General features: G+C 63.5%; 13 protein-coding genes. 11 read left to right on the forward strand and 2 right to left on the reverse strand.

Translation table 11 applies throughout. The features are described from left to right. Positions 1-3 precede the first annotated feature (3 nt). The 11 genes from treZ to HX811_RS03330 all read left to right on the forward strand — a co-directional run bounded on the left by treZ (position 4) and on the right by HX811_RS03330 (position 15,826). Positions 4-1,755, forward strand: a complete 1,752-nt coding sequence (gene treZ / locus HX811_RS03280) for a malto-oligosyltrehalose trehalohydrolase (RefSeq protein WP_177044744.1) — start codon at positions 4-6, stop codon at positions 1,753-1,755. Then, positions 1,752-3,836: a 4-alpha-glucanotransferase gene (gene malQ / locus HX811_RS03285; RefSeq protein WP_177044745.1), complete on the forward strand. Its 2,085-nt coding sequence runs from the start codon at positions 1,752-1,754 to the stop codon at positions 3,834-3,836. Before treZ ends, malQ begins: the two co-directional genes overlap by 4 nt. After that, entirely contained in the window at positions 3,833-6,589 is a 2,757-nt protein-coding gene (locus tag HX811_RS03290; protein WP_177044746.1) for a malto-oligosyltrehalose synthase, read from the forward strand. The genes malQ and HX811_RS03290 overlap by 4 nt, the downstream gene beginning before the upstream one ends. A 23-nt stretch (positions 6,590-6,612) precedes the next feature. After that, positions 6,613-6,879, forward strand: a complete 267-nt coding sequence (locus HX811_RS03295) for a DUF2934 domain-containing protein (RefSeq protein WP_003207537.1) — start codon at positions 6,613-6,615, stop codon at positions 6,877-6,879. Positions 6,880-7,002: 123 nt separating this feature from the next. Beyond that, positions 7,003-9,162 carry a glycogen debranching protein GlgX gene (gene glgX / locus HX811_RS03300; protein WP_003207536.1) on the forward strand — a complete coding sequence of 720 codons (2,160 nt, stop codon included), beginning with the start codon at positions 7,003-7,005 and terminating at the stop codon, positions 9,160-9,162. Position 9,163: 1 nt separating this feature from the next. Next, positions 9,164-10,162, forward strand: coding sequence for an acyl-CoA dehydrogenase family protein (locus HX811_RS03305; protein ID WP_177044747.1), 999 nt, complete (start codon positions 9,164-9,166; stop codon positions 10,160-10,162). Next, the gene (locus HX811_RS03310; protein ID WP_177044748.1) at positions 10,159-10,917 is read left to right on the forward strand and encodes a PIG-L deacetylase family protein; all 759 of its coding nucleotides are present in this window, start codon (positions 10,159-10,161) and stop codon (positions 10,915-10,917) included. The genes HX811_RS03305 and HX811_RS03310 overlap by 4 nt, the downstream gene beginning before the upstream one ends. Further along, the gene (locus tag HX811_RS03315) at positions 10,914-11,513 is read left to right on the forward strand and encodes an SAM-dependent methyltransferase (protein ID WP_177039914.1); all 600 of its coding nucleotides are present in this window, start codon (positions 10,914-10,916) and stop codon (positions 11,511-11,513) included. The genes HX811_RS03310 and HX811_RS03315 overlap by 4 nt, the downstream gene beginning before the upstream one ends. Then, positions 11,510-12,169 (forward strand): glycosyltransferase family 2 protein, encoded by a 660-nt coding sequence (locus HX811_RS03320; RefSeq protein WP_003207526.1) that lies wholly within the window; start codon positions 11,510-11,512, stop codon positions 12,167-12,169. The genes HX811_RS03315 and HX811_RS03320 overlap by 4 nt, the downstream gene beginning before the upstream one ends. A gap of 187 nt (positions 12,170-12,356) precedes the next feature. Further along, positions 12,357-13,118, forward strand: coding sequence for a PIG-L deacetylase family protein (locus tag HX811_RS03325; protein WP_087692380.1), 762 nt, complete (start codon positions 12,357-12,359; stop codon positions 13,116-13,118). Positions 13,119-13,213: 95 nt separating this feature from the next. After that, complete coding sequence (locus HX811_RS03330) at positions 13,214-15,826, forward strand: autotransporter outer membrane beta-barrel domain-containing protein (protein ID WP_177044749.1); 2,613 nt, start codon at positions 13,214-13,216, stop codon at positions 15,824-15,826. Between the two features lie 128 nt (positions 15,827-15,954). Here the strand turns inward: HX811_RS03330 and glgB are convergent, their stop codons facing one another. Together glgB and treS are read right to left on the reverse strand one after the other, a co-directional pair. After that, positions 15,955-18,189, reverse strand: coding sequence for a 1,4-alpha-glucan branching protein GlgB (gene glgB, locus HX811_RS03335; protein ID WP_003207521.1), 2,235 nt, complete (start codon positions 18,187-18,189; stop codon positions 15,955-15,957). Beyond that, positions 18,186-21,533 (reverse strand): maltose alpha-D-glucosyltransferase, encoded by a 3,348-nt coding sequence (gene treS / locus HX811_RS03340; RefSeq protein ID WP_177044750.1) that lies wholly within the window; start codon positions 21,531-21,533, stop codon positions 18,186-18,188. The genes glgB and treS overlap by 4 nt, the downstream gene beginning before the upstream one ends. Positions 21,534-21,564 lie beyond the last annotated feature (31 nt).

Genomic DNA, 21,564 nt, shown 5'->3' on the forward strand with positions numbered 1-21,564 from the left:
TAGATGCCGTCACGGACTTTGGAAACCTGGCCCCACGGCGCGATCATGCTGGATGCGGAACACACCCGCTTCGCGTTATGGGCGCCAGACGCGTTTTATGTCAGCGTAGAATTTGAGGAAGGAAAATCGGTAGCGATGCTGCCCCAGGCCGATGGCTGGTTTGTGGTGCAGCTGCAATGCCCGCCGGGCACCCGCTACCGCTACAACATCGACGGTGAACAGGACGTTCCCGACCCGGCTTCCCGGGCACAGGCCACGGACGTTCACGGCTTCAGCGTGGTGGTCGACCCCCTGGCCTATCAGTGGCGCCAAAGCCACTGGCAAGGCCGGCCGTGGCACGAAGCGGTGATCTACGAGATACACGTGGGCGTACTGGGGGGCTACGCCGAGGTCGAGAAACAACTGCCGCGCCTCGCCGAACTGGGGGTCACCGCCATTGAGCTGATGCCCATCGCGCAGTTCCCCGGCGAACGCAACTGGGGTTACGACGGTGTCCTGCCCTACGCTCCCCAATCCTCCTATGGTTCGCCCGAGCAGCTCAAACAGCTGATCGACAGTGCGCACCACTATGGCCTCGCGGTAATCCTCGATGTGGTCTACAACCACTTCGGCCCCGACGGCAACTACCTCGGCACCTACGCCAAGGATTTCTTTCGCGAAGACGTGCACACGCCCTGGGGCGCGGGCATCGACTTTGATCGCCGGGAGGTCCGGGATTTCTTCATCGACAACGCCCTGATGTGGCTGCTGGAATACCGCTTCGACGGCCTGCGCCTGGACGCCGTGCACGCCATCAACGATCCCGAATTTCTGCAGGAGCTGGCGCAAAAAGTACGCCAGCAAGTCGACACGGGGCGGCATGTGTGGCTGGTGCTGGAAAACGAATTCAACCAGGCCAGCCTGCTGGAAAGCGGTTTCGACGCCCAGTGGAACGATGACGGCCACAACGCCCTGCACGTGCTGCTCACCGGCGAAACCGACGCCTACTACAGCGATTTCGCCCAGGACCCCACGGGCAAACTGGCGCGCTGCCTGAGCGAAGGATTTATCTACCAGGGCCACACCACGCGCCACGGCCACACGCGCGGCGAGCCCAGCGGGCACCTGCCGCCCAGCGCCTTTGTGCTGTTCCTGCAGAACCACGACCAGATCGGTAACCGCGCCCTGGGCGAACGCCTGCATCAACTGTGTTCGCCCCAGGCCCTGAGCGCCGCGACGACCTTGCTGCTGATGTCGCCGATGATCCCGCTGATGTTCATGGGCGATGAAGTCAACACCGAGGAGCCGTTCCTGTTCTTCACCGACCATCACGGCGAACTGGCCGAGGCGGTACGTGAAGGCCGGCGCAACGAGTTTGCCGACTTCGCCGCGTTCAGCGACCCCGAACGCCGCGAACGCATTCCCGACCCCAACTCCCTGCAAACCTTCCGCCGCTCGGCACCCGCCCTCGCCGACTGCGGCGACTCGCAGCTCTACCGGCACCTGTTGAGCCTGCGCCACCAACATATCGTGCCGCACCTGCCCGGCAGCATGGCCCTGGGTGCGCACGTGCTGGCGCAGGGCGCGGTCACGGCGCGCTGGCGCCTGGGCAATGGCAGCCTGTTGCAGATCGACCTCAACCTGAGCGCCGATTCTCTGAACTACCCGGCTGCCGAGCACCTCCTATTTGTGACGCAGGCCAGCGGGGCCGAACAATTGGCTCCCCTCAGCGCCCGCGTCAGCCTCACCCATTCCCCTGTTGGAGAGCACCCTTGAGCGACGCGCAATTGGAAATACTCGCCAGCCGAGCGGGCCTGGCCGTCGATTGGATCGACGCGAATGGCCGCCCGCAACATGTAAAGCCCGACGCCCTGCGCGCCGTGCTCAAAGGCCTGGGCCACCCGGCCGACAGCGACGCCGAGATCGAAGCCAGCCTGCTGGACCTCGAACGCGTGCAACAAGACAAGCACCTGCCGCCCCTGATGACCGTCGACAGCGGCGCCGGCCTGGACCTGGCGCGCTACTTCGCCCCCGGTACGCCGTGCCAGATTCACCTCGAAGACTCCAGCGTGCTGGACCTGAGCCTGGACGAGAACGCGGTATTGCCCGGCTCGATTCCGGTCGGCTACCAACAAGTGCATATTGCCGACCAGCATTTCACCCTGGCCGTGGCACCGACGCATTGCTACACCGTCGCAGAAGCGGTCGACACCCAGACCGCCCGCGCCTGGGGCCTGAGCGCCCAGCTGTATTCCCTGCGCCGCAGCGGCGACGGCGGCTTCGGCGATACCCAGGCCCTGGAACAACTGGCCCGCGCCGCCGCCGAACGCGGCGCCGACGCCCTGGCCATCAGCCCCATGCACGCGATGTTCAGCGCCGACACCGAGCGCTTCAGCCCCTATTCCCCGTCCAGCCGCCTGTTCCTCAACAGTTTGTACGCGTCCCCCGGCTGCATCCTCGGCGAACGTGCGATGCAAACTGCCATCGAAGCCAGCGGGCTGGCCGACGAATTGTATGACCTTGAGCAACAAAGCCTGATCGACTGGCCGGCCGCGGCCAAAGCCAAGCAGCGCCTGTTGCGCACCCTGTATGACGACTTCCGCCAGGGCGACCACCCGCAACATGCCGACTTCCTGAGCTTCCGCCAGGCTGGCGGTGAAGCCCTGGAAAACCACTGCCGCTTCGAAGCCGTACAAGCCGAACGCGCTGCCAACGGCGAGAGCCTCGACTGGCGCCACTGGCCAGAGGACTGGCACAGCCCGCAAAGCCCGGCCCTGGTGCAGTTTGCCGAAGCCAATCGGGACGAAATCGGCTTTTACGCCTTCAGCCAATGGCTGATTGCCCGGTGCCTGGAACGCGCGCAACAAGCGGCGCGCGGCAGCGGCATGGGTGTCGGCCTGATCGCCGACCTCGCAGTGGGCGCCGACGGCGGCGGCAGCCAGGCCTGGAGCCGCCAGGATGAACTGTTGGCGGAACTGACCGTGGGTGCGCCACCTGACATCCTCAACCGTGCCGGCCAGGGCTGGGGTATTTCCGCGTTTTCCCCCGAAGGCCTCAAGCGCAACGGCTTTCGCGCGTTTATCGAAATGCTGCGGGCCAACTTCGCCCACGCCGGCGGCTTGCGCATCGACCATGTGATGGGCCTGCAACGCCTGTGGGTGATCCCGATGGACGCCTCCCCACGGGACGGCGCCTACCTGTATTACCCGGTGGATGACCTGCTGCGGCTGTTGGCCCTGGAGTCGAGCCGCCACCAAGCGATCGTCCTCGGCGAAGACCTCGGCACCGTACCCGACGGCCTGCGGGAAAAACTCATCGCGCGCTCGATCCTCGGCATGCGCGTGCTGCTGTTCGAACAAGACCACGGCGGCCAGTTCAAGCCGATCCTCGATTGGCCGGACAACGCGCTGGCCACCACCAGCACCCACGACCTGCCGACCCTCAACGGTTGGTGGCACAGCCGCGATATCGACTGGAATGTCCAGCTGGGCCTGATCGATGCACCCACCGTCGAGCAATGGAGCGAACACCGCCTGCGGGAACGCCAGGCGCTGCGCCAGGCCTTGAGCCAGGACCCGCAGAACTTCATCGACGAAGTGCGCAACGAAACCGACCACGTCATCGACGCCAGCGTGCGCTACCTGGGCCACACCCGCGCACCCTTGGTATTGCTGCCGCTGGAGGACGCCCTGGGGGTCGAGGAACAATCCAACCTGCCCGGCACCACCGACACCCACCCGAACTGGCGCCGCCGCCTGCCGGGCGATGCCGCCACCCTGCTCGATGATGACAATGCCGCCCGCCGCCTTGAGCTGCTGGCCGTGGCGCGCATCCAGGCCCAAGAGCGTGACCGATGAAAGCATTGACGCTTCGGGCTACCCAGCGCCTGCAATTTCATAAGGGCTTCACCCTCGACGACGCCGTGCCGCTGGTGCCGTACTTCGCCGAACTGGGCATCAGCCACCTCTACGCCTCGCCATTGCTGAGCGCCCGCGCCGGTTCGATGCACGGCTATGACGTGGTCGATCCCACCACCGTCAATCCCGAGCTGGGCGGCGAACCGGCGCTGCGGCGATTGGTTGCGGCGTTGCGCGAACATGACATGGGGCTGATCCTCGATATCGTGTCCAACCACATGGCGGTCGGCGGTGCCGATAATCTGTGGTGGCTGGACTTGCTGGAATGGGGTCGCCTGAGTCCCTACAGCGAATTCTTCGACATTCAATGGCACTCGCCAGACCCGCTGCTCAAGGGCCAACTGCTGATGCCGTTCCTTGGCAGCGACTACGGCGAAGCCCTGCAATCGGGTGCCCTGCCGCTGCGCTTCGACCCGCAGCACGGCAGCTTCTACGTCGAGCATTACGAACATCGCTTCCCGATCTGCCCGCGGGAATATGGCGAGCTGGTGCCCGTCAAGTCACTGGCCGATCGCTTCAGCAGCCTGGCCTACCAGCCGGACGCCTATCCCCAGGCCGCCGCGCTGAAACAGGAACTGATCGAGGCCGCCCGCGACCCCGAAACCCTGAAGGCCATCGAAGCGAACCTCGACCTCTACGACGCCCGCCAGCCCGAAGGTTTCGCCCGCCTGCACCACCTGCTGGAACAACAAAGCTATCGCCTGGCCAGCTGGCGCACGGCAGCGGACGATATCAACTGGCGGCGGTTCTTCGACGTCAACGAGCTGGGCGGCCTGCGGGTTGAACGCAGCGCGGTGTTCGAAGCGACCCACGGCAAGATCTTCCAGCTGATCAGCGAAGGCCTGATCGACGGCCTGCGCATCGACCACATCGACGGCCTCGCCGACCCGCGCGGTTACTGCCGCAAGCTGCGCCGCCGGGTGGACTCGCTGGCGAGTGGACGGCACCTGCCGATCTTCGTCGAGAAGATCCTCGGCGAAGGCGAAACCTTGCGTGAAGACTGGCGCGTGGACGGCACCACCGGCTACGAATTCATGAACCAGCTGTCATTGCTGCAACATGACCCGAAGGGCTTCGAACCCCTGGCCGAGTTATGGACCCGCCACACCGAGCGCCCGTCTTCATTTATCGAAGAAGCCTGGCTGGCCCGGCAGCAGATCCTCAAGGGTTCCCTGGCCGGGGATTTTGAAAGTGTGGCCCAGGCCCTGCTGCAAGTGGCTCGGGACGATGTGATGAGCCGCGACCTGACCCTGGGTGCAATTCGCCGCGCGTTGCAGGAATTGATCGTGCATTTCCCGGTGTACCGCACCTACATCAGCGCCCGGGGCCGCAGCGAACTGGATGACGTGTTTTTCCTGCAAGCCCTGGCCGGTGCCCGCAGCACCTTGAGCGAAGGCGACTGGCCGGTGCTCGACTACCTGGAAAAATGGCTCGGCGGCCAACCCTGGCGCGACCGCCCCCTGGGCCGCAAACGCAAGATGCTCAAGCACGCCTGCGTACGCTTCCAGCAACTGACCTCGCCGGCGGCGGCCAAGGCCGTGGAAGACACTGCGTTCTACCGCTCGGGTGTGTTGTTGTCGCGCAATGACGTGGGTTTCAGCACCGAACAATTCAGCGCCCCGCTGGAAGACTTCCACGCGGTCAACCAGCAACGACTGCGCACCTTCCCCGACAACCTGCTGGCCACCGCCACCCACGACCACAAGCGCGGCGAAGATACCCGTGCGCGCCTGGCCGTGCTCAGCGAGGCCGCCGACTGGTATGCCGAGCAGGTGGAGCAATGGCGCCCCCTCGCCGCCCGCCTGCGCAGCGATGCCAACACGCCGTCCGCGGGTGACGAACTGATCCTCTATCAGGTGCTGCTGGGCAGTTGGCCGCTGGACTTGCACCGCGACGATACCGAGGGCCTGGCGGACTATCACCAGCGCCTGTGGCAGTGGCAGCAGAAAGCCCTGCGTGAAGCCAAGCTCAACAGCAGCTGGAGCGCACCCAACGAGTTGTACGAGCAAGGTGTCGAAGCGTTCCTGTCACGGCTGTTGCTGGAGGACGCCGGCAAGACCCTGCGCGATGCCATCGGCGAGGCCGCCCAGGCCATCGCCCCGGCCGGCGCGCTCAACGGGCTGGCGCAATCCTTGCTTCGCCTCACCGTGCCGGGCGTGCCGGACCTGTACCAGGGTGATGAGTTCTGGGACTTCACATTGGTAGACCCTGACAACCGCCGCCCGGTGGACTACCCCGCACGGCAACAGGGGCTGCACACGCCGCCGGACATCGGCGAGCTGATGTTCAACTGGCATGACGGGCGTATAAAACAGGCGTTGATCAGCCAGGTCCTGGGGTTGCGCAAGGCGCATCCGCAACTGTTTCGCCAGGGCACGTACGAGCCTCTGGAAGTGGTGGGCGAACACGCCGAGCGGGTGGTCGCTTTCTACCGCGAATACCAGGGCAAACAGCTGCTGGTGGTGGTGCCACGCTGGCCTCACCGGCTGCTTGAAAACGGTGTGTACCCCCTGATCAACGCGCAGATTTGGGGCGATACCCGGGTCCGATTACCGTTCGCCGCTCCAACCCAAAATTGGAAGGGACTTTTCCGAACAGGCGCAGTCACACCAAACAAGGAGCTCATGATCAGCGCTGCCCTGGGGGATTTCCCGGTCAATGTCTTTATCAATCCTGATGATCAAGAAAGCTGAAATTTTCTGTGAGGAGCATTGCGATGAGTACTGAAGACAAACGCATCCGCGAACTGGCACATCAGATCTGGGAATCTGAAGGTAAACCCCATGGCGAGGACGCACGACACTGGGAAATGGCGCGCAAACTGGCGGAAGCCGAAGCGCTGACGCCATCCAAGGCACCGAAGGCCGCCGCCAAGGCCAAGCCAAAAGCCAAGCCCGCAGCGGCAGCGCCCAAACCGGCAGCCAAGCCAAGCGCAGTGCCGGCGGCGAAGAAGCCTGCTGCGAAGAAGCCCAAGGCACCCTGACCCAAAGATCCTCCTGCAGGTGCGCCCGCACCGCAGGAGGCTATCCAACTACCGATATCTACCCGGCATCACGCCGGAATGGCCCCGTTCGGCCCGGAAAAACCCTTTTGCAGGAGCATCTCAATGAGCAAACCCAACAAGCCCAACTCGACGCCGGAAAACGAGCCGTCGCGGATTCGTGAAGGTTTGCCCTTCCCTCTCGGCGCGACCTGGGACGGTCTGGGGGTCAACTTTGCGCTGTTCTCGGCCAACGCCACCAAAGTCGAACTGTGCATCTTCGACGACAGCGGCGAAGTCGAGCTGGAGCGCATCGAACTGCCGGAATACACCGACGAGACCTTCCACGGCTACCTGCCCGACGCCCACCCAGGGCTGATCTACGGCTACCGCGTGTATGGTCCCTATGACCCGGCCAATGGTCATCGCTTCAACCACAACAAATTGCTGATCGACCCCTACGCCAAACAGCTGGTGGGCGAACTCAAATGGTCCGAGGCCCTGTTTGGCTACACCATCGGCCATCCGGACGCCGACCTCAGTTTCGACGAACGCGACAGCGCGCCCTTCGTGCCCAAGTGTAAAGTCATCGACCCGGCCCACACCTGGGGCAACGACCAGCCAGTGCGCACGCCGTGGGATCGCACGATCATTTATGAAACCCACCTGCGCGGCATCACCATGCGCCACCCTTCGGTGCCTGAGGAAGTGCGCGGCACCTGCGCCGGGCTGATGGTCGACGATGTGCTCAAGCACATTCGCCAGTTGGGTGTGTCATCGGTCGAGTTGCTGCCGGTGCACGCCTTCGTCAACGACCAGCACCTGCTGCAAAAAGGCATGACCAACTACTGGGGCTACAACAGCATCGCCTTCTTCGCCCCGGACCCGCGCTACCTGGCCAGCGGCAAGATCGCCGAGTTCAAGGAAATGGTCGCGCACCTGCACGAAGCCAAGCTGGAAGTGATCCTGGACGTGGTCTACAACCACACCGCCGAAGGCAACGAGCAAGGCCCGACGCTGTCCATGCGCGGCATCGACAACGCCTCGTACTACCGCCTGATGCCCGATGACAAGCGCTTCTATATCAACGATTCCGGCACCGGCAACACCCTCGACCTAAGCCACCCGTGCGTACTGCAAATGGTCACCGACTCGTTGCGCTACTGGGCGACCGAGATGCATGTCGACGGCTTCCGCTTCGACCTGGCAACCATCCTTGGCCGCTACCGCGACGGTTTCGACGAGCGCCACAGCTTCCTCGTGGCCTGCCGCCAGGACCCGGTGCTGCGCCAGGTGAAAATGATTGCCGAGCCGTGGGACTGCGGCCCCGGCGGCTATCAGGTCGGCGGTTTCCCGCCGGGCTGGGTGGAATGGAACGACCGTTTCCGCGACACCGTGCGCTCGTTCTGGAAAGGTGACGACGGCCAACTGGCCGACTTCGCCGGACGCATGACCGCCTCGGGCGAGATGTTCAACCAGCGCGGCCGCCGGCCGTACAGCTCGGTGAACTTCATCACCGCCCACGACGGTTTCACCCTGCACGACCTGGTGTCCTACAACGACAAACACAACGAAGCCAACGACGAGAACAACCAGGACGGCAGCAACAACAACCTGTCGTGGAACCACGGTGTCGAAGGCCCTACCGACGACCCGGAAATCAACGCGCTGCGCCTGCGCCAGATGCGCAATTTCTTCGCCACCCTGCTGCTGGCCCAGGGCACGCCAATGCTGGTGGCCGGTGACGAGTTCGCCCGGACCCAGCACGGCAACAACAACGCCTACTGCCAGGACAGCGAGATCGGCTGGATCAATTGGGAACTGGATGAAGACGGCAAGGCCCTGCTCAAGTTCGTCAAGCGCCTGATCAAGTTGCGCCTGGCGTACCCGATCCTGCGTCGCGGGCGCTTCCTGGTGGGCGACTACAACGAAGATATAGGGGTCAAGGACGTCACCTGGCTCGCGCCGAGCGGCGATGAAATGACCATCGAGCAATGGCAGGACAGCCATGGCCGTTGCCTGGGCATGCTGATGGATGGCCGCGCCCAGGAAACCGGGATTCGCCGCCCGGGGGCCGATGCCACGTTGTTGCTGGTGGTCAATGCCCACCACGACATGGTCAATTTCCGCCTGCCACCGGTGCCGGATGGCGGCTTCTGGACCTGCATGCTCGACACCAACCAGCCGGCAGTGCGTGGCCAGGAACGCTTCGATTTCGATCACGAATACGCGGTCACCGGGCGTTCGCTGCTGCTGTTTGAATTGCAGCATGAGGACGAGGTGTGACATGGCCTTGCATGAGTTTCTTCGCGGCTACCGGGACTACCCGGACACCCAGGCCCTTGGCGCTGCGCTGAGGGCTTTGGTGGAGGAAGGCCTGGACCAGTTGCCCTTGCCGGGCAGCGGACAAACGTTGGAACGCTTCAGCCGGCTGGCGCAAGTCGCCGGCCATGACCTGCGGTTGTGCAAGTTGTTTGAAGGCCACACGGACGCCCTGGCGATCATCGCTGAACTCGACAGCCCCTTGCCGCCGGTTGGCAGCACGTGGGGCATGTGGGCGGCCGAGCCGCCCACCGCCAAGGTGCGGATCCGGCGTGACGGCCAACGTGTGCGGCTGGAGGGCCGCAAGGCCTGGTGCTCGGGCGCGGCGGTGGTCAGCCACGGGTTGCTCACGGCGTGGGATGAAGAGGATCGCCAGCAACTGGTTGCAGTGCAAATGCACCAGCCCGGCGTAACCGTCACCGATGAGGGCTGGGCCGCCGTGGGCATGGCCGCTACCGGCAGTGTTGAAGTGCTTTTCCACGACGCCGTTGGCCTGGCCATCGGCAAGCCTGGGGACTATTTGGCACGCCCGGGCTTCTGGCAAGGCGGCATCGGCATCGCCGCCTGCTGGTACGGCGCGGCACAACGCCTGGCGGAGGCCTTGCGCGAGCAGTGTGCAAAACGCCCGGAGCCCCACGCCATGGCGCACCTTGGCAGCGTCGACAGTGCCTTGCACAGCGCGGCCTGTGTGCTGCGCGACAGCGCCACCCATATCGACCGGCAGCCCAAGGCAGATGCCCAGCTGTTGGCACAACAGGCACGGGCCTGTATCGAAGAAACCGTCGACCAGGTGATTCACCATGTCGGCCGCGCACTGGGCGCCGGGCCGTATTGCAAGGACCCGCATTTTGCCCAGTTGATGGCCGACTTGCCGGTGTACCTGCGGCAAAGTCACGCCGAGCGCGACCTGGCCGCCCTTGGTCAACAAGTCGCCGATGAGCGCCCAGGGAGATGGGAACTATGAAGATCAATCCAATCGTCGGCCAGGGCACGCCCTTGCATGTGTGGCAAGGCTCGTCGCGACTGGCCGAGCTGCCTTGCGTAGACATTGCCGAACTGGTGCCTGAAGGCAGCCGCGCCGTGATCATCGCGCCACATCCGGATGACGAAGTCCTGGGCTGCGGCGGCCTGTTGCAAGGCCTTGCCGCGCTGGATCGCCCTATCCTGCTGATCTCCGTCACCGACGGCAGCGCCAGTCACCCCGGCTCCCGCCGCTGGCCGGTGGAACGCCTGAGCGTGGTGCGGCCGCAAGAGTCGGCGCAGGCCCTGCACCGGCTGGGATTGCCGTTGCACAGCCTGAAATGGTTGCGGGCCGGGTTCAGCGACAGCCAGGTCGCCGCAGGTGAAGAAGACCTGAGCCGCTTTATCGAGCGTTACCTCAAGCCCGGCGACGTGGTCTTCACCACCTGGCGCGAAGACGGCCATTGCGACCACGAGGCCGTGGGCCGTGCCAGTGCCAAGGCGACCCGGACGGTGGGCGCAACCTTGCTCGAGCTGCCCGTGTGGACCTGGCATTGGGCAACCCCGGAAGACAGCCAGGTGCCCTGGGATCGCGCTCGTAAAATCCCCCTGACACCTGAAGCCGTGGCCCGTAAACGGCACGCCATCCATGCCTTCGCCAGCCAGTTGGAAGGCGACCCGCAGATCGGCCTGCCGCCGGTGCTCGCGCCCTATGTGCTGGAGCGCCTGCTGCAACCTTTTGAAGTGGTGTTCGTATGAGTGTCGCCACGCCCTATTTCGACGAGCTGTTTGCCGGCAACGACGACCCTTGGGCCTTTCGGCAACGCTGGTATGAACAGCGCAAGCGGGCCCTGACCCTGGCGCTGCTGACCCGACCGCGCTATGCCTCGATCTTTGAACCCGGCTGCGCCAATGGCGAACTGAGCTTCGAGCTGGCCCCGCGCTGTGACCGCCTGCTCTGCTGTGACACGGCGCAAGCGGCGGTCAGCCTGGCACAGGCGCGGCTGCGGGGTTTCAGCCATGCCACCGTGCAGCAGAGCCGCCTGCCGCAGCAATGGCCCAGCGAAACCTTCGAGCTGATCGTGCTCAGCGAGCTTTGCTACTACCTGGACCCGAAGGATTTCGATGGGCTGATCGATCGCGCCCTCGCCTCCCTGACGCCTGACGGACAAATCCTCGCCTGCCACTGGCGCCCGATCATCGAAGGCTGCCCGCAGACCGCCGAACAGGTGCATGCGCGCCTCGGCCAGCGCCTGGGCATGCCACATCTGGCGCAGCATCACGAAAGCGATTTTCTACTGGATTTGTGGAGCCGCGACGGCACCACGGTTGCGACCCTGGAGGGACTGCGATGATCGGCATCCTGATACCCGTGCATAACGAAGAAAAACTGCTGCCCGAATGCCTGAAAGCTGCGATGGTCGCCGCCAGTCATCCGGGCCTGCTGGGTGAAGAGGTGCAGATTCTGACAGTGCTCGACAGCTGCAGCGACCGCAGCGCCATGATCGCCCGCGAATACCAGGTGCACAGCCTGGAAGTGCAGGCGCGAAACGTGGGCCACGTGCGCGGCGTGGGTGCGCGGCACCTGCTTAATAACGGCGCGCGCTGGATTTCCTGCACCGACGCCGACAGCCGCGTCGCTCCCGATTGGCTGGTGGCGCAACTGGCCCTGGGCGTGGATGCGGTGTGCGGCACGGTGACGGTGGACGCCTGGAGCGAGGGCTTCGACCCGGCGGCGCAGATTCGCTATCACCAGGCCTACACCGCCCGGGACGGGCATCGGCATATCCACGGCGCCAACCTGGGCGTCAGTGCCGGCGCCTACGTGCGGGCCGGCGGTTTCGAGCCCCTGCCCTGCCATGAAGACGTGGAGCTGGTGCGCCAGTTGGAGCGCTGCGGGGCTTCCATTGCCTGGAGCCACTCGCCCCAGGTGATTACCAGTGCCCGCCTGGATTGTCGCGCCCAGGGCGGCTTCGGTGATTACCTGAAGAGCCTGATGCAGGCCTCCTGAAAAAATTGCGACACCCGGCGGTGTTAAAGCGGCGATTCATAACTATCATCACTATTCCTTGCACGGCAATCCAGGGTTGGAACGCCGTCGCGCCGCGAGCGTGCAGTACCTGACGCTCGCGTACCACAAGAGCCGTCCCGTCAACGGGGTACGGCCTGCACCACCGATAAACAAGGACGTGACACCCATGAAGCCTGCACTGTTAAGTGACAACCGCCGGGGCCCCGCGCAAATCTGGAACAGCGCCCCGCAACTCGCGCAAATCCCTGCCATCAACCCCGCAACCCTGGTGCCCAAGGGCGCCCGCGTGGTGATCATCGCCCCGCATCCCGGCGATGAAGTGATCGCCTGCGGCGGTCTGCTGCAATTGCTCAGCACCCTTGAATACTCCCTGCAACTGATCTCCATCACCGACGGCAGCGCCAGCCATCCGGGGTCTACCGTGTGGCCGGCCAAACGCTTGAGCGTGGTGCGGCCCCAGGAAAGTGTCGAAGCCCTGCGCCGCCTGGGCGTGCCCCTGCACAGCCTGAAATGGATCCGCGGCGGTTTCGCCGACAACGCCCTGGCCGCGCGGGAACAGCAAATGAGCCAGTTCATTGCGCGCTACCTGCAGCCCGGCGACGTGGTGTTCACCACCTGGCGCAACGACGGCAATGACGACCACGACGCCGTCGGCCGTGCCGCTGCCAAAGCCTGCGCAGTCAAGGGCGTGCGCTTGCACGAACTGCCGATCTGGGCGTGGCACTGGCCGCTTCGGGAAACCGCCGCCATCCCCTGGCAGCGCGCGCGCAAGGTGCGGCTCGACACCTGGAGCGTCGCCCGCAAGCTGCACGCCGCCCACGCCTATGCCAGCCAACTGGCAGGCGACCCGGAAATCGGCCTGGCGCCGATCCTGGCGCAGGTGCTGCTGGAGCGCATGCGCGAGCCCTATGAGATTGTATTTTTGTAGGCGCACCCACTCGTCTATACCTGTAACTTCTGACAGTAGCGAACGCTCTCTCTGTGTGGCTAGCTTGGAACACCGGCTTGCAGGGAGGGCGAATCATGAGCACGCGGTTTTCATCAGTGACGTATCTGAGCGTCTGCAGCGTGACGACGCTGTTGCTCAATTGGCCTCTCCCCGCGCAGGCCGCCTGTACGTTGGTCATTACCGCAGGCAACGACACCACCCTGTGCAGCGATGGCAGTGCTGGCGCGCTGACGGATTTACAAGGAAGCAACGTCCTGGAGTTCCCCCTCGGCGGCACCGGCATCATCGTCGGCAACGTGACTTATGGCGCGGGAGATGATCGGGTCACGATGGATTCCGGCGCGATCAACGGTGCGATCAATCAAGGTGACGGAAGAAATATTTTCCAACTGTTCAATGGCAATATCTCCGGCACGGTGACGCAAGGCGCAGGCGGTGATATTGCGCAAATCAGCGGGGGCAGCTCCGGTGCAATCTCCCAGGGTGACGGGGTAGACCAGTACTTCCAGAGCGGTGGCACCGTCGCCTCACTGGCTCAGGGCGACGGCCGTGACGAGTTCACCATGAGCAGCGGCAGGATTGTCGGCGCTTTTGAAGATGGAGATGTAGCGCTGATGACCGGTGGCAGCATCGGACGGGTCGACATGAAGCTCGACAACAACCTGTTCGACCTGCGGGGTGGAGCGATCATCGGCAACCTCGTTACTGGCTTCGGAAACGACACCATCCTGGTGTCCGGAGGAACGGTTGGTGGCAACATCAGCGTCAGCGGCGGCGACGACATCATCAACGTCAGCGGAGGGGAAGTAGGTGGGCAGATCCTCGCCAGCTTTGGCAACGATGAGTTCACTTGGGAAGGCGGCGGTCTGATCCATAAGGAAATCCTCATGGGTGATGGCGCTGACAGGGGTTTCCTGCTCAACCTGACCGAAACCACCCTGGCTTCCACTCCGCTTCTGGACGGTGGTTTGGGTAATGACACCCTGACCTTCGACAACACCCGATCCGCCACGCCAACCCGCTATGTCAACTGGGAAACCGTCAACCTGGACAACAATTCGCGCCTGACCCTGGGTGGCGACTTCAAGCTCGGTGACAGTGCTACGGCCACCGGCACCCTGAATATTTTTGGCAGTGCCGCCCTGCAGGTGACCCAAGGCAGCATCAGCCCCTTCACGGCCGGGCAACCAGCCAACCTGAACAACGGTGGCCTGATCGACATGACCACCGGCAGCTCCAGCGCCACCGACAGCCTGACCGTCAACGGCAACTACACCGGCGATGGCGGCGAACTCGCGCTGCAATCGGTACTCGGCGCCGACGGCTCGGCCAGTGACAAGCTGGTAGTCAGCCAGGGCACGCTGCAAGGCGGCACCACCATCACCGTCACCAACCTTGCCGGCCCCGGCGCCATGACGCTGCAGAACGGCATCCAGGTGGTTGAAGCGCTTAACGGTGCAACCAGCAGCGACCTCGCTTTTACCCTGCGCGGTGGATCCGTTTCCGCAGGCGCCTATGAGTACTACCTGTTCAAAGGAGGCGTAACGCCGGGCACCGGGCAAAACTGGTTCCTGCGGTCCTCGGTGGTGGCGCCGCCGCTGCCCAACCCTGGCGATCCTGAGAATCCTGGGAATCCCGGTAATCCTGAAAACCCGGTGGGCATCTTTCCCCCCGTTCCAGCCGATGGCACGCCAGAGCTTCCGGGGATCTTCCCGGGCGAAGAACCCATACCGATCTATCGCCCGGAAGTCCCGGTGTATGCCGTACTGTTTCCCGCCGTGCAGCAGATGGTCCAGGGCATGCTGGGCACCTACCACGAACGCATGGGCGACCAAAGCCTGCAACGCCAACCTGGTGCACTAGCGGCCGGTTGGGGCCGGGTGTATGGCAGCAGCACGCGGCAATCATTCGCCGGCACCGTCAGCCCGTCGTTGGACAGCTCCCTGTCCGGTTTCCAGGTTGGCACTGACCTGTATGCCTGGACCAACGACGCTGGCCTGACCCAACGCTTCGGCTTCTTTGTCGGCCACAGCCGCCTGACCGGCAATGTGGCGGGTTTCAATGGCGGTTTTCAGGGCAAGGACGCCGGCAACACCACCCTGCGCGGTGACAGCCTGGGCGCGTATTGGACGCTCATCGGCGCCAACCGCGCCTATATCGATGTCGTGCTGATGGGCACGCGGTTCGATGGCCACAGTGAATCCGACCGGGACGTCAAACTCCCAACCAAGGGCCACAACGTGCTGGGGTCTGTGGAGGTGGGAATGCCGTTTGCGGTGTCTGAACAGTGGGAGGTCGAGCCGCAGGCCCAGGTGATTGTCGATCGAAGCTATGTGGACAGCCAGAATGACGGAATCTCGGATGTCTCATTCCGCGCCGACACTAACGTCGTCACCCGTCTCGGTGTCCGCCTCAAGGGCAGCTACAGCGTGAGCGGCATGCCCCTGCTGCCTTACGTGCGTACCAACGTGTGGCACGCCAGCGCCGGGAATAACACCGTCACGTTCAATGACAGCACGGACATCAACACCGAACAGAAGTCCACCACGCTGGACGTCAGCACCGGGGCAATGCTGCAGGTATCGAGTACGGTCAGTGTGTATGGCGAGGTGGGGTACAACAGCAATCTGGACAGTAATCAGCTGAATGGGCGCAAAGGCACGATTGGGGTGAGGGTGGATTTCTAAGCCACAACACATTCCCAATGTGGGAGCCGGGCTTGCCCGCGATGCAGGCACCTCGGTCTTTCAGCTAGACCGAAGTGAGGCTATCGCAGGCAAGCCAGCTCCCACATTTGATCCTCATCGTCTGGAAATCAGGCGTCCGGTCGCAGGATCAGCACGCCCAATGGCGGCAGGTTCAACGACAGCGACAACGGCTGCCCATGCCTGGGCTCCTCCTCCGTAAACGCCCCGCCACCGTTGCCGAAGTTGGAACCGGCATAGGTGTCGGCATCGCTGTTGATCACCTCGCTCCAGCGCCCGGCAAACGGCACACCGACCTTGTAGGCCTCGCGCGGCACCGGCGTGAAGTTGGCCACTACCAGCACCGGCCTGCCGTCCTTGCTCCAGCGCAACCAGGCGTAGACGCTGTTGATCGCGTCATCCCCAATCAACCACTGGAAGCCCTGTGGCGCGTCGTCCTGGTCATGCAGCGCCGGCTCTTCGCGGTACAGGCGGTTCAGGTCGCCCACCAGTTTCTGCACGCCCCGGTGTTCGGGGTATTGCAGCAGGTACCAGTCCAGTTGCTGATCGTGGTTCCACTCGCGCCATTGGCCGAACTCGCAGCCCATGAACAGCAGCTTTTTGCCCGGGTGCATCCACATGAAGCTCAGGTACGCCCGCAGGTTGGCAAATTTCTGCCAGCGGTCGCCGGGCATCTTGTCGATCAACGAGTGTTTGCCGTGCACCACTTCATCGTGGGAAATCGGCAGGATAAAACGCTCGGACCAGGCATACACCAGGCCGAAGCTCAGCTCGTTGTGGTGATGGGCACGGTACACCGGGTCCTGCTGGATGTAGTGCAGCGAATCGTGCATCCAGCCCATGTTCCACTTGTAGTTGAACCCCAGGCCGCCCTGTTGGGTCGGCTGGCTTACGCCCGGCCATGCGGTGGACTCCTCGGCGATCACCAGCGCGCCGGGGGCCTCAAGGGCAACGACATCGTTGAGGTGGCGCAGGAAGTCGATGGCCTCGAGGTTTTCCCGACCGCCGTGGCGGTTGGGTACCCATTCCCCGGCCTTGCGCGAATAGTCGCGGTACAGCATCGAGGCCACTGCATCCACCCGCAGGCCATCGATATGGAAATGCTTGAGCCAGTGCAACGCCGACGCCAGCATGAAGCCGTGGACTTCGGTGCGGCCGAGGTTGTAGATCAAGGTGTCCCAATCCTGGTGGAAGCCTTCCAGCGGGTTGGCGTATTCGTACAGCGCGGTGCCGTCGAATTGCGCCAGGCCGTGGGTATCGGTGGGGAAATGCGCCGGCACCCAATCCAGGATCACGCCGATGTCGGCCTGATGGCAGGCGTTGACGAAAAACGCGAAATCCTCCGGCGAGCCGAAACGTGCCGTCGGGGCAAATTGCGACAGCGCCTGATAACCCCATGAGCCGCCGAACGGGTGCTCCATGATCGGCATCAATTCGATATGGGTGAAGCCCAACTGCTGTACATAAGGGATCAACCGCTCGGTCAGCTCGCGCCAACTGTACTGGCGGGACACCTCGCCGACTTCATCCAGCTCGCACTGCCAGGAACCGGCATGCAACTCGTAGATCGACAAGGGTGCGCTGGGTTTCTGCCGCTCGCTGCGCGATTGCATCCAGTCGTGGTCCTGCCAGTCGACCTGCAGCGGCGAAGCGACCTTGGACGCAGTATCCGGCGGCAGTTGCGTGGCCAGGGCCATGGGGTCGGCCTTGAGCGGCAGAATCCCGTGGGCACCGAGGATTTCATACTTGTAGGCCGCGCCGGGTTGCAGGCGCGGGATGAAAATCTCCCACACACCGGACGGATGGCGCAGGCGCATCGGATGACGGCGCCCGTCCCAGATATTGAAGTCGCCCACCACCGAGACCCGGCGGGCATTCGGTGCCCATACCGCAAAACGCACGCCCTGGACCCCGTCGACGCTGGTCACTTGTGCCCCGAGGCAACTGCTCAGGTCGCGGTGATTGCCTTCGGCAAACAGGTACAGGTCCATCTCCCCCAGCAGCAGTTGCTGGAAGCTGTAAGGGTCTTCGGTGATCTGTTCGCCACCGGCCCACTGGATCTTCAGCAAGTACGCCTGACGGCTGCCGAAATGCCCGACAAACAAGCCCGGTACCTGGGTCGCATCGAGGCTGCCGATGTGCTCGCCGCTGTCGCGGGCCAGGACCTGGACACTCAGTGCTTCCGGCAGGAAGGCGCGAATGAACTGGCCGCCCTGCTCATCGTCATGGGGACCCAGGATCGAGAATGGATCATGGTGCTCGGCCCGCACCAGGGCTTCGATATCAGCAGGCTTGGGCATCACACTCAACTTTTCCTGCAGCGGTTCTTTGCTTGTAAAACTCATGACGTCTCCCCACCGCGTGCAGTTTTCGATATTGGTTTCAACCCGCTGAGCAGCCCGTGCAAACCTTGCAACGGCACCGGCAACCAGCTCGGGCGATTCTCTGCTTCGTAGGCCACTTCGTACGCGGCCTTCTCCAGGCTGAACAACGCCAGCGCTGCGTCCTGGCCTTTGGCATCCTGCCAGTCATGGGCCAGTGTAGTCGTGGCAGCGTGATAGGCCTGGATAAATGCCTGCCTGGCCTCATGCAAGTAGCGATCCGCCACACGTTGCCGGGACGCATTGGCCTCGGGCGACTGGTCGACGCCCTGCACATTCACCGCCATGGCCGCCGCGTAATCAAACGAGCGCAGCACCCCGCTCACATCCTTGTACGGGCTGTGTTTGCCGCGACGTTCAGGCAGCGGCCGCGCCGGTTCGCCCTCGAAGTCGATGAGGTAGGCATCGCCCTTGACCACCAGTACCTGGCCCAGGTGCAGGTCGCCGTGCACGCGAATGCGCAACCCGCCCACCGTGGCTTTCGCCAGGTCCTGAACGTGACTGGCGATGGCCTTTTTCTGCTCCAGTAAAGCACTGACCAACGCCTGATCGGCAGGGTTCAACTTGGTTTGATGCTGTTTGAGCAACTGCAAGGCGTGGTCGATTTGTGCGCCCACGTGCCTGGCCCAGCCCTGGCTGTCCTTGAGGGTTGTAACCTCGGGCTTGAACGCCTTGTTAGTGGTGGGCGCCGCCAGCACCAGGTGCATCTCGCCCAGGCGCTGGCCGAGCAAGCCGGCGAAATCCGCCAGCTCGCCAAGGGCGTTGTAGTGCTGTTCCTGCTCGGACATGGCTTCGGCCAGTTCGTCGCGAATCGCTCGCTCCAGGTTATTCTGGGTCCAGCCCCACGCGTCGCCCTGGTTGCTCAGGTAACCCTGGGCGATCATCAGCAGGTTGTCCTGGCCATCGGCGTCGTGGCGGATCACCGAGCCCAGCAGCGGCGAGATATGTTCGTAGCCGGCCTCGGTCAGGTAGGCGCCCATTTCCAGTTCGGGGTGAACCCCGGCGCTGACTTTTCGGATCAGCTTGAGCACCAGGCTGCCGCCCACCACCACGGAACTGTTGGACTGCTCCGCCGCGAGGTAGCGCACTTCCGACTCGTCGTTCAATTCCAGTTTGGCCAACTGCGTCGTGGGCTCGAAGCGAATCTCGCCATCGGTGGAGTCGAGGACGGTTTTGGCCTGCAGGCCTTGGATCACGCCGCGGATATAAGTGTCGAGGCTGAAGGCATCGGTCACCAAACCTACCTGACGCACTCGCCGTACACGGGCAAGCGCCAGTTGTTGCGGCAAGGCGCTGGTGAACTGGTCTTCGCCAAGGAAGCCGAACGGCAGCTGATAGCGGCTGACCTGGCCGGCGCTGGTGACTTCGATTTCACTGAGCAGCACCGGGTGCTGCGGGTCGCCGAAGCGCACGCCATAAGCGATGTGCACGCTGTCGATTGCCGTATCCTTGCTGGCAAACCAGCGGCGCTTGGGCAGCCACGCCGGCAACGCATTCTGCTCCAGGGTGGTGCGACACGGTGCTTCGAGCAATTCTTCCATGCGTTTCTTCAGTACCAGGGTGGTGAAGTCCGGGATGCTTTGCGCCGGTTCCACGTGCCAGCTTGGCATCTGGTTTTCCGCCGCCAGCACGAACCAATAGAAGCCATACGGCGCCAGGGTCAGCAGGAAATTCAGCTGGCCAATGGGCGGGAAGGCATTGCCACCGAGCATCTCCACCGGAACCATGCCGGCAAACGCCGAGAGGTCCAGCTCTGCGGCCTGGGCACTGCGGGACACGTTGGCCACGCACAGGATGATTTCATTCTTGCCATCGGCGCCTGCGTATTCGCGGGTATACGCCAGGATGCGGCGGTTGCTGGGCGAGAGCATTTTCAGGCTGCCGCGACCGAACGCCTTGGACTGTTTACGCACCGCGAGCATGCGCCGCGTCCAGTTCAGCAACGAGTGCGGGTCCTGGGTCTGGGTTTCGACGTTGACCGACTGGTAGCCGTATTGCGGGTCCATGATTGGCGGCAATACCAGGCTGGCCGGGTCGGCGCGGGAGAAGCCGCCGTTGCGGTCGATGGACCATTGCATCGGCGTACGCACCCCGTCGCGGTCACCGAGGTAGATGTTGTCGCCCATGCCGATTTCATCGCCGTAATACAGGGTCGGCGTGCCCGGCATCGACAACAGCAGGCTGTTGAGCAGCTCGATGCGCCGGCGGTCGCGCTCCATCAGCGGCGCCAGGCGGCGGCGAATCCCCAGGTTGATACGTGCACGGCGGTCGGCAGCGTAATAGTTCCAGAGGTAATCGCGCTCTTTGTCGGTGACCATTTCCAGGGTCAGTTCATCGTGGTTGCGCAGGAAGATTGCCCATTGGCAATTGGCCGGGATCTCCGGGGTCTGGCGCAGGATGTCGGTGATCGGGAAACGGTCTTCCTGGGCCAGCGCCATGTACATGCGCGGCATCAGCGGGAAGTGGAACGCCATGTGGCACTCGTCGCCGTCGTCGCCCTTTTTGTCCCCGAAGTACAGCTGGGTGTCTTCCGGCCATTGATTGGCTTCGGCCAGGAGCATGCGGTCGGGGTAGTTGGCGTCGATCTCGGCGCGGATCTGCTTGAGCACGTCGTGGGTTTCGGGGAGGTTTTCGTTGTTGGTGCCGTCGCGCTCAATCAGGTACGGAATGGCGTCCAGGCGCAGGCCGTCGATGCCCATGTCGAGCCAGTAGCGCATCACCGACAGCACGGCTTTCATGACCTGCGGGTTATCGAAGTTGAGGTCCGGCTGGTGGGAGTAAAAGCGGTGCCAGAAGTACTGGCCGGCGACCGGGTCCCAGGTCCAGTTGGACTTTTCGGTGTCGAGGAAAATGATCCGGGTGCCGTCGTATTTCTGATCGTCATCGGACCATACGTAGAAATCCCGCGCCGCCGAGCCGGGCTTGGCCTTGCGGGCGCGCTGGAACCATGGGTGCTGGTCGGAGGTGTGGTTGATCACCAGTTCGGTGATCACCCGCAGCCCGCGTTTATGGGCTTCGGCGATAAAGCGCTTGGCGTCGGCCATGGTCCCATAGTCGCTGTGCACACCGCGGTATTCGGCGATGTCGTAGCCATCGTCACGGCGTGGCGAGGGGTAGAACGGTAGTAGCCAGATGGTGTTCACACCAAGGTCGGCGATGTAGTCGAGCTTGGCGATCAGCCCGGGAAAATCACCGATGCCGTCGTTGTTGGAGTCGAAATAGGATTTGACGTGAACCTGATAAATCACTGCGTCTTTGTACCAGAGCGGATCTTTGATAAAGGTGGCAGCCTTGGGTTTCTTCGCCATTGGAAACTCCTGGGAATTCGAAAAATTCTGC

It is taken from the genome of Pseudomonas sp. F8002, assembly GCF_013385495.1.
In the GTDB taxonomy this organism is placed as follows: Bacteria; Pseudomonadota; Gammaproteobacteria; order Pseudomonadales; family Pseudomonadaceae; genus Aquipseudomonas.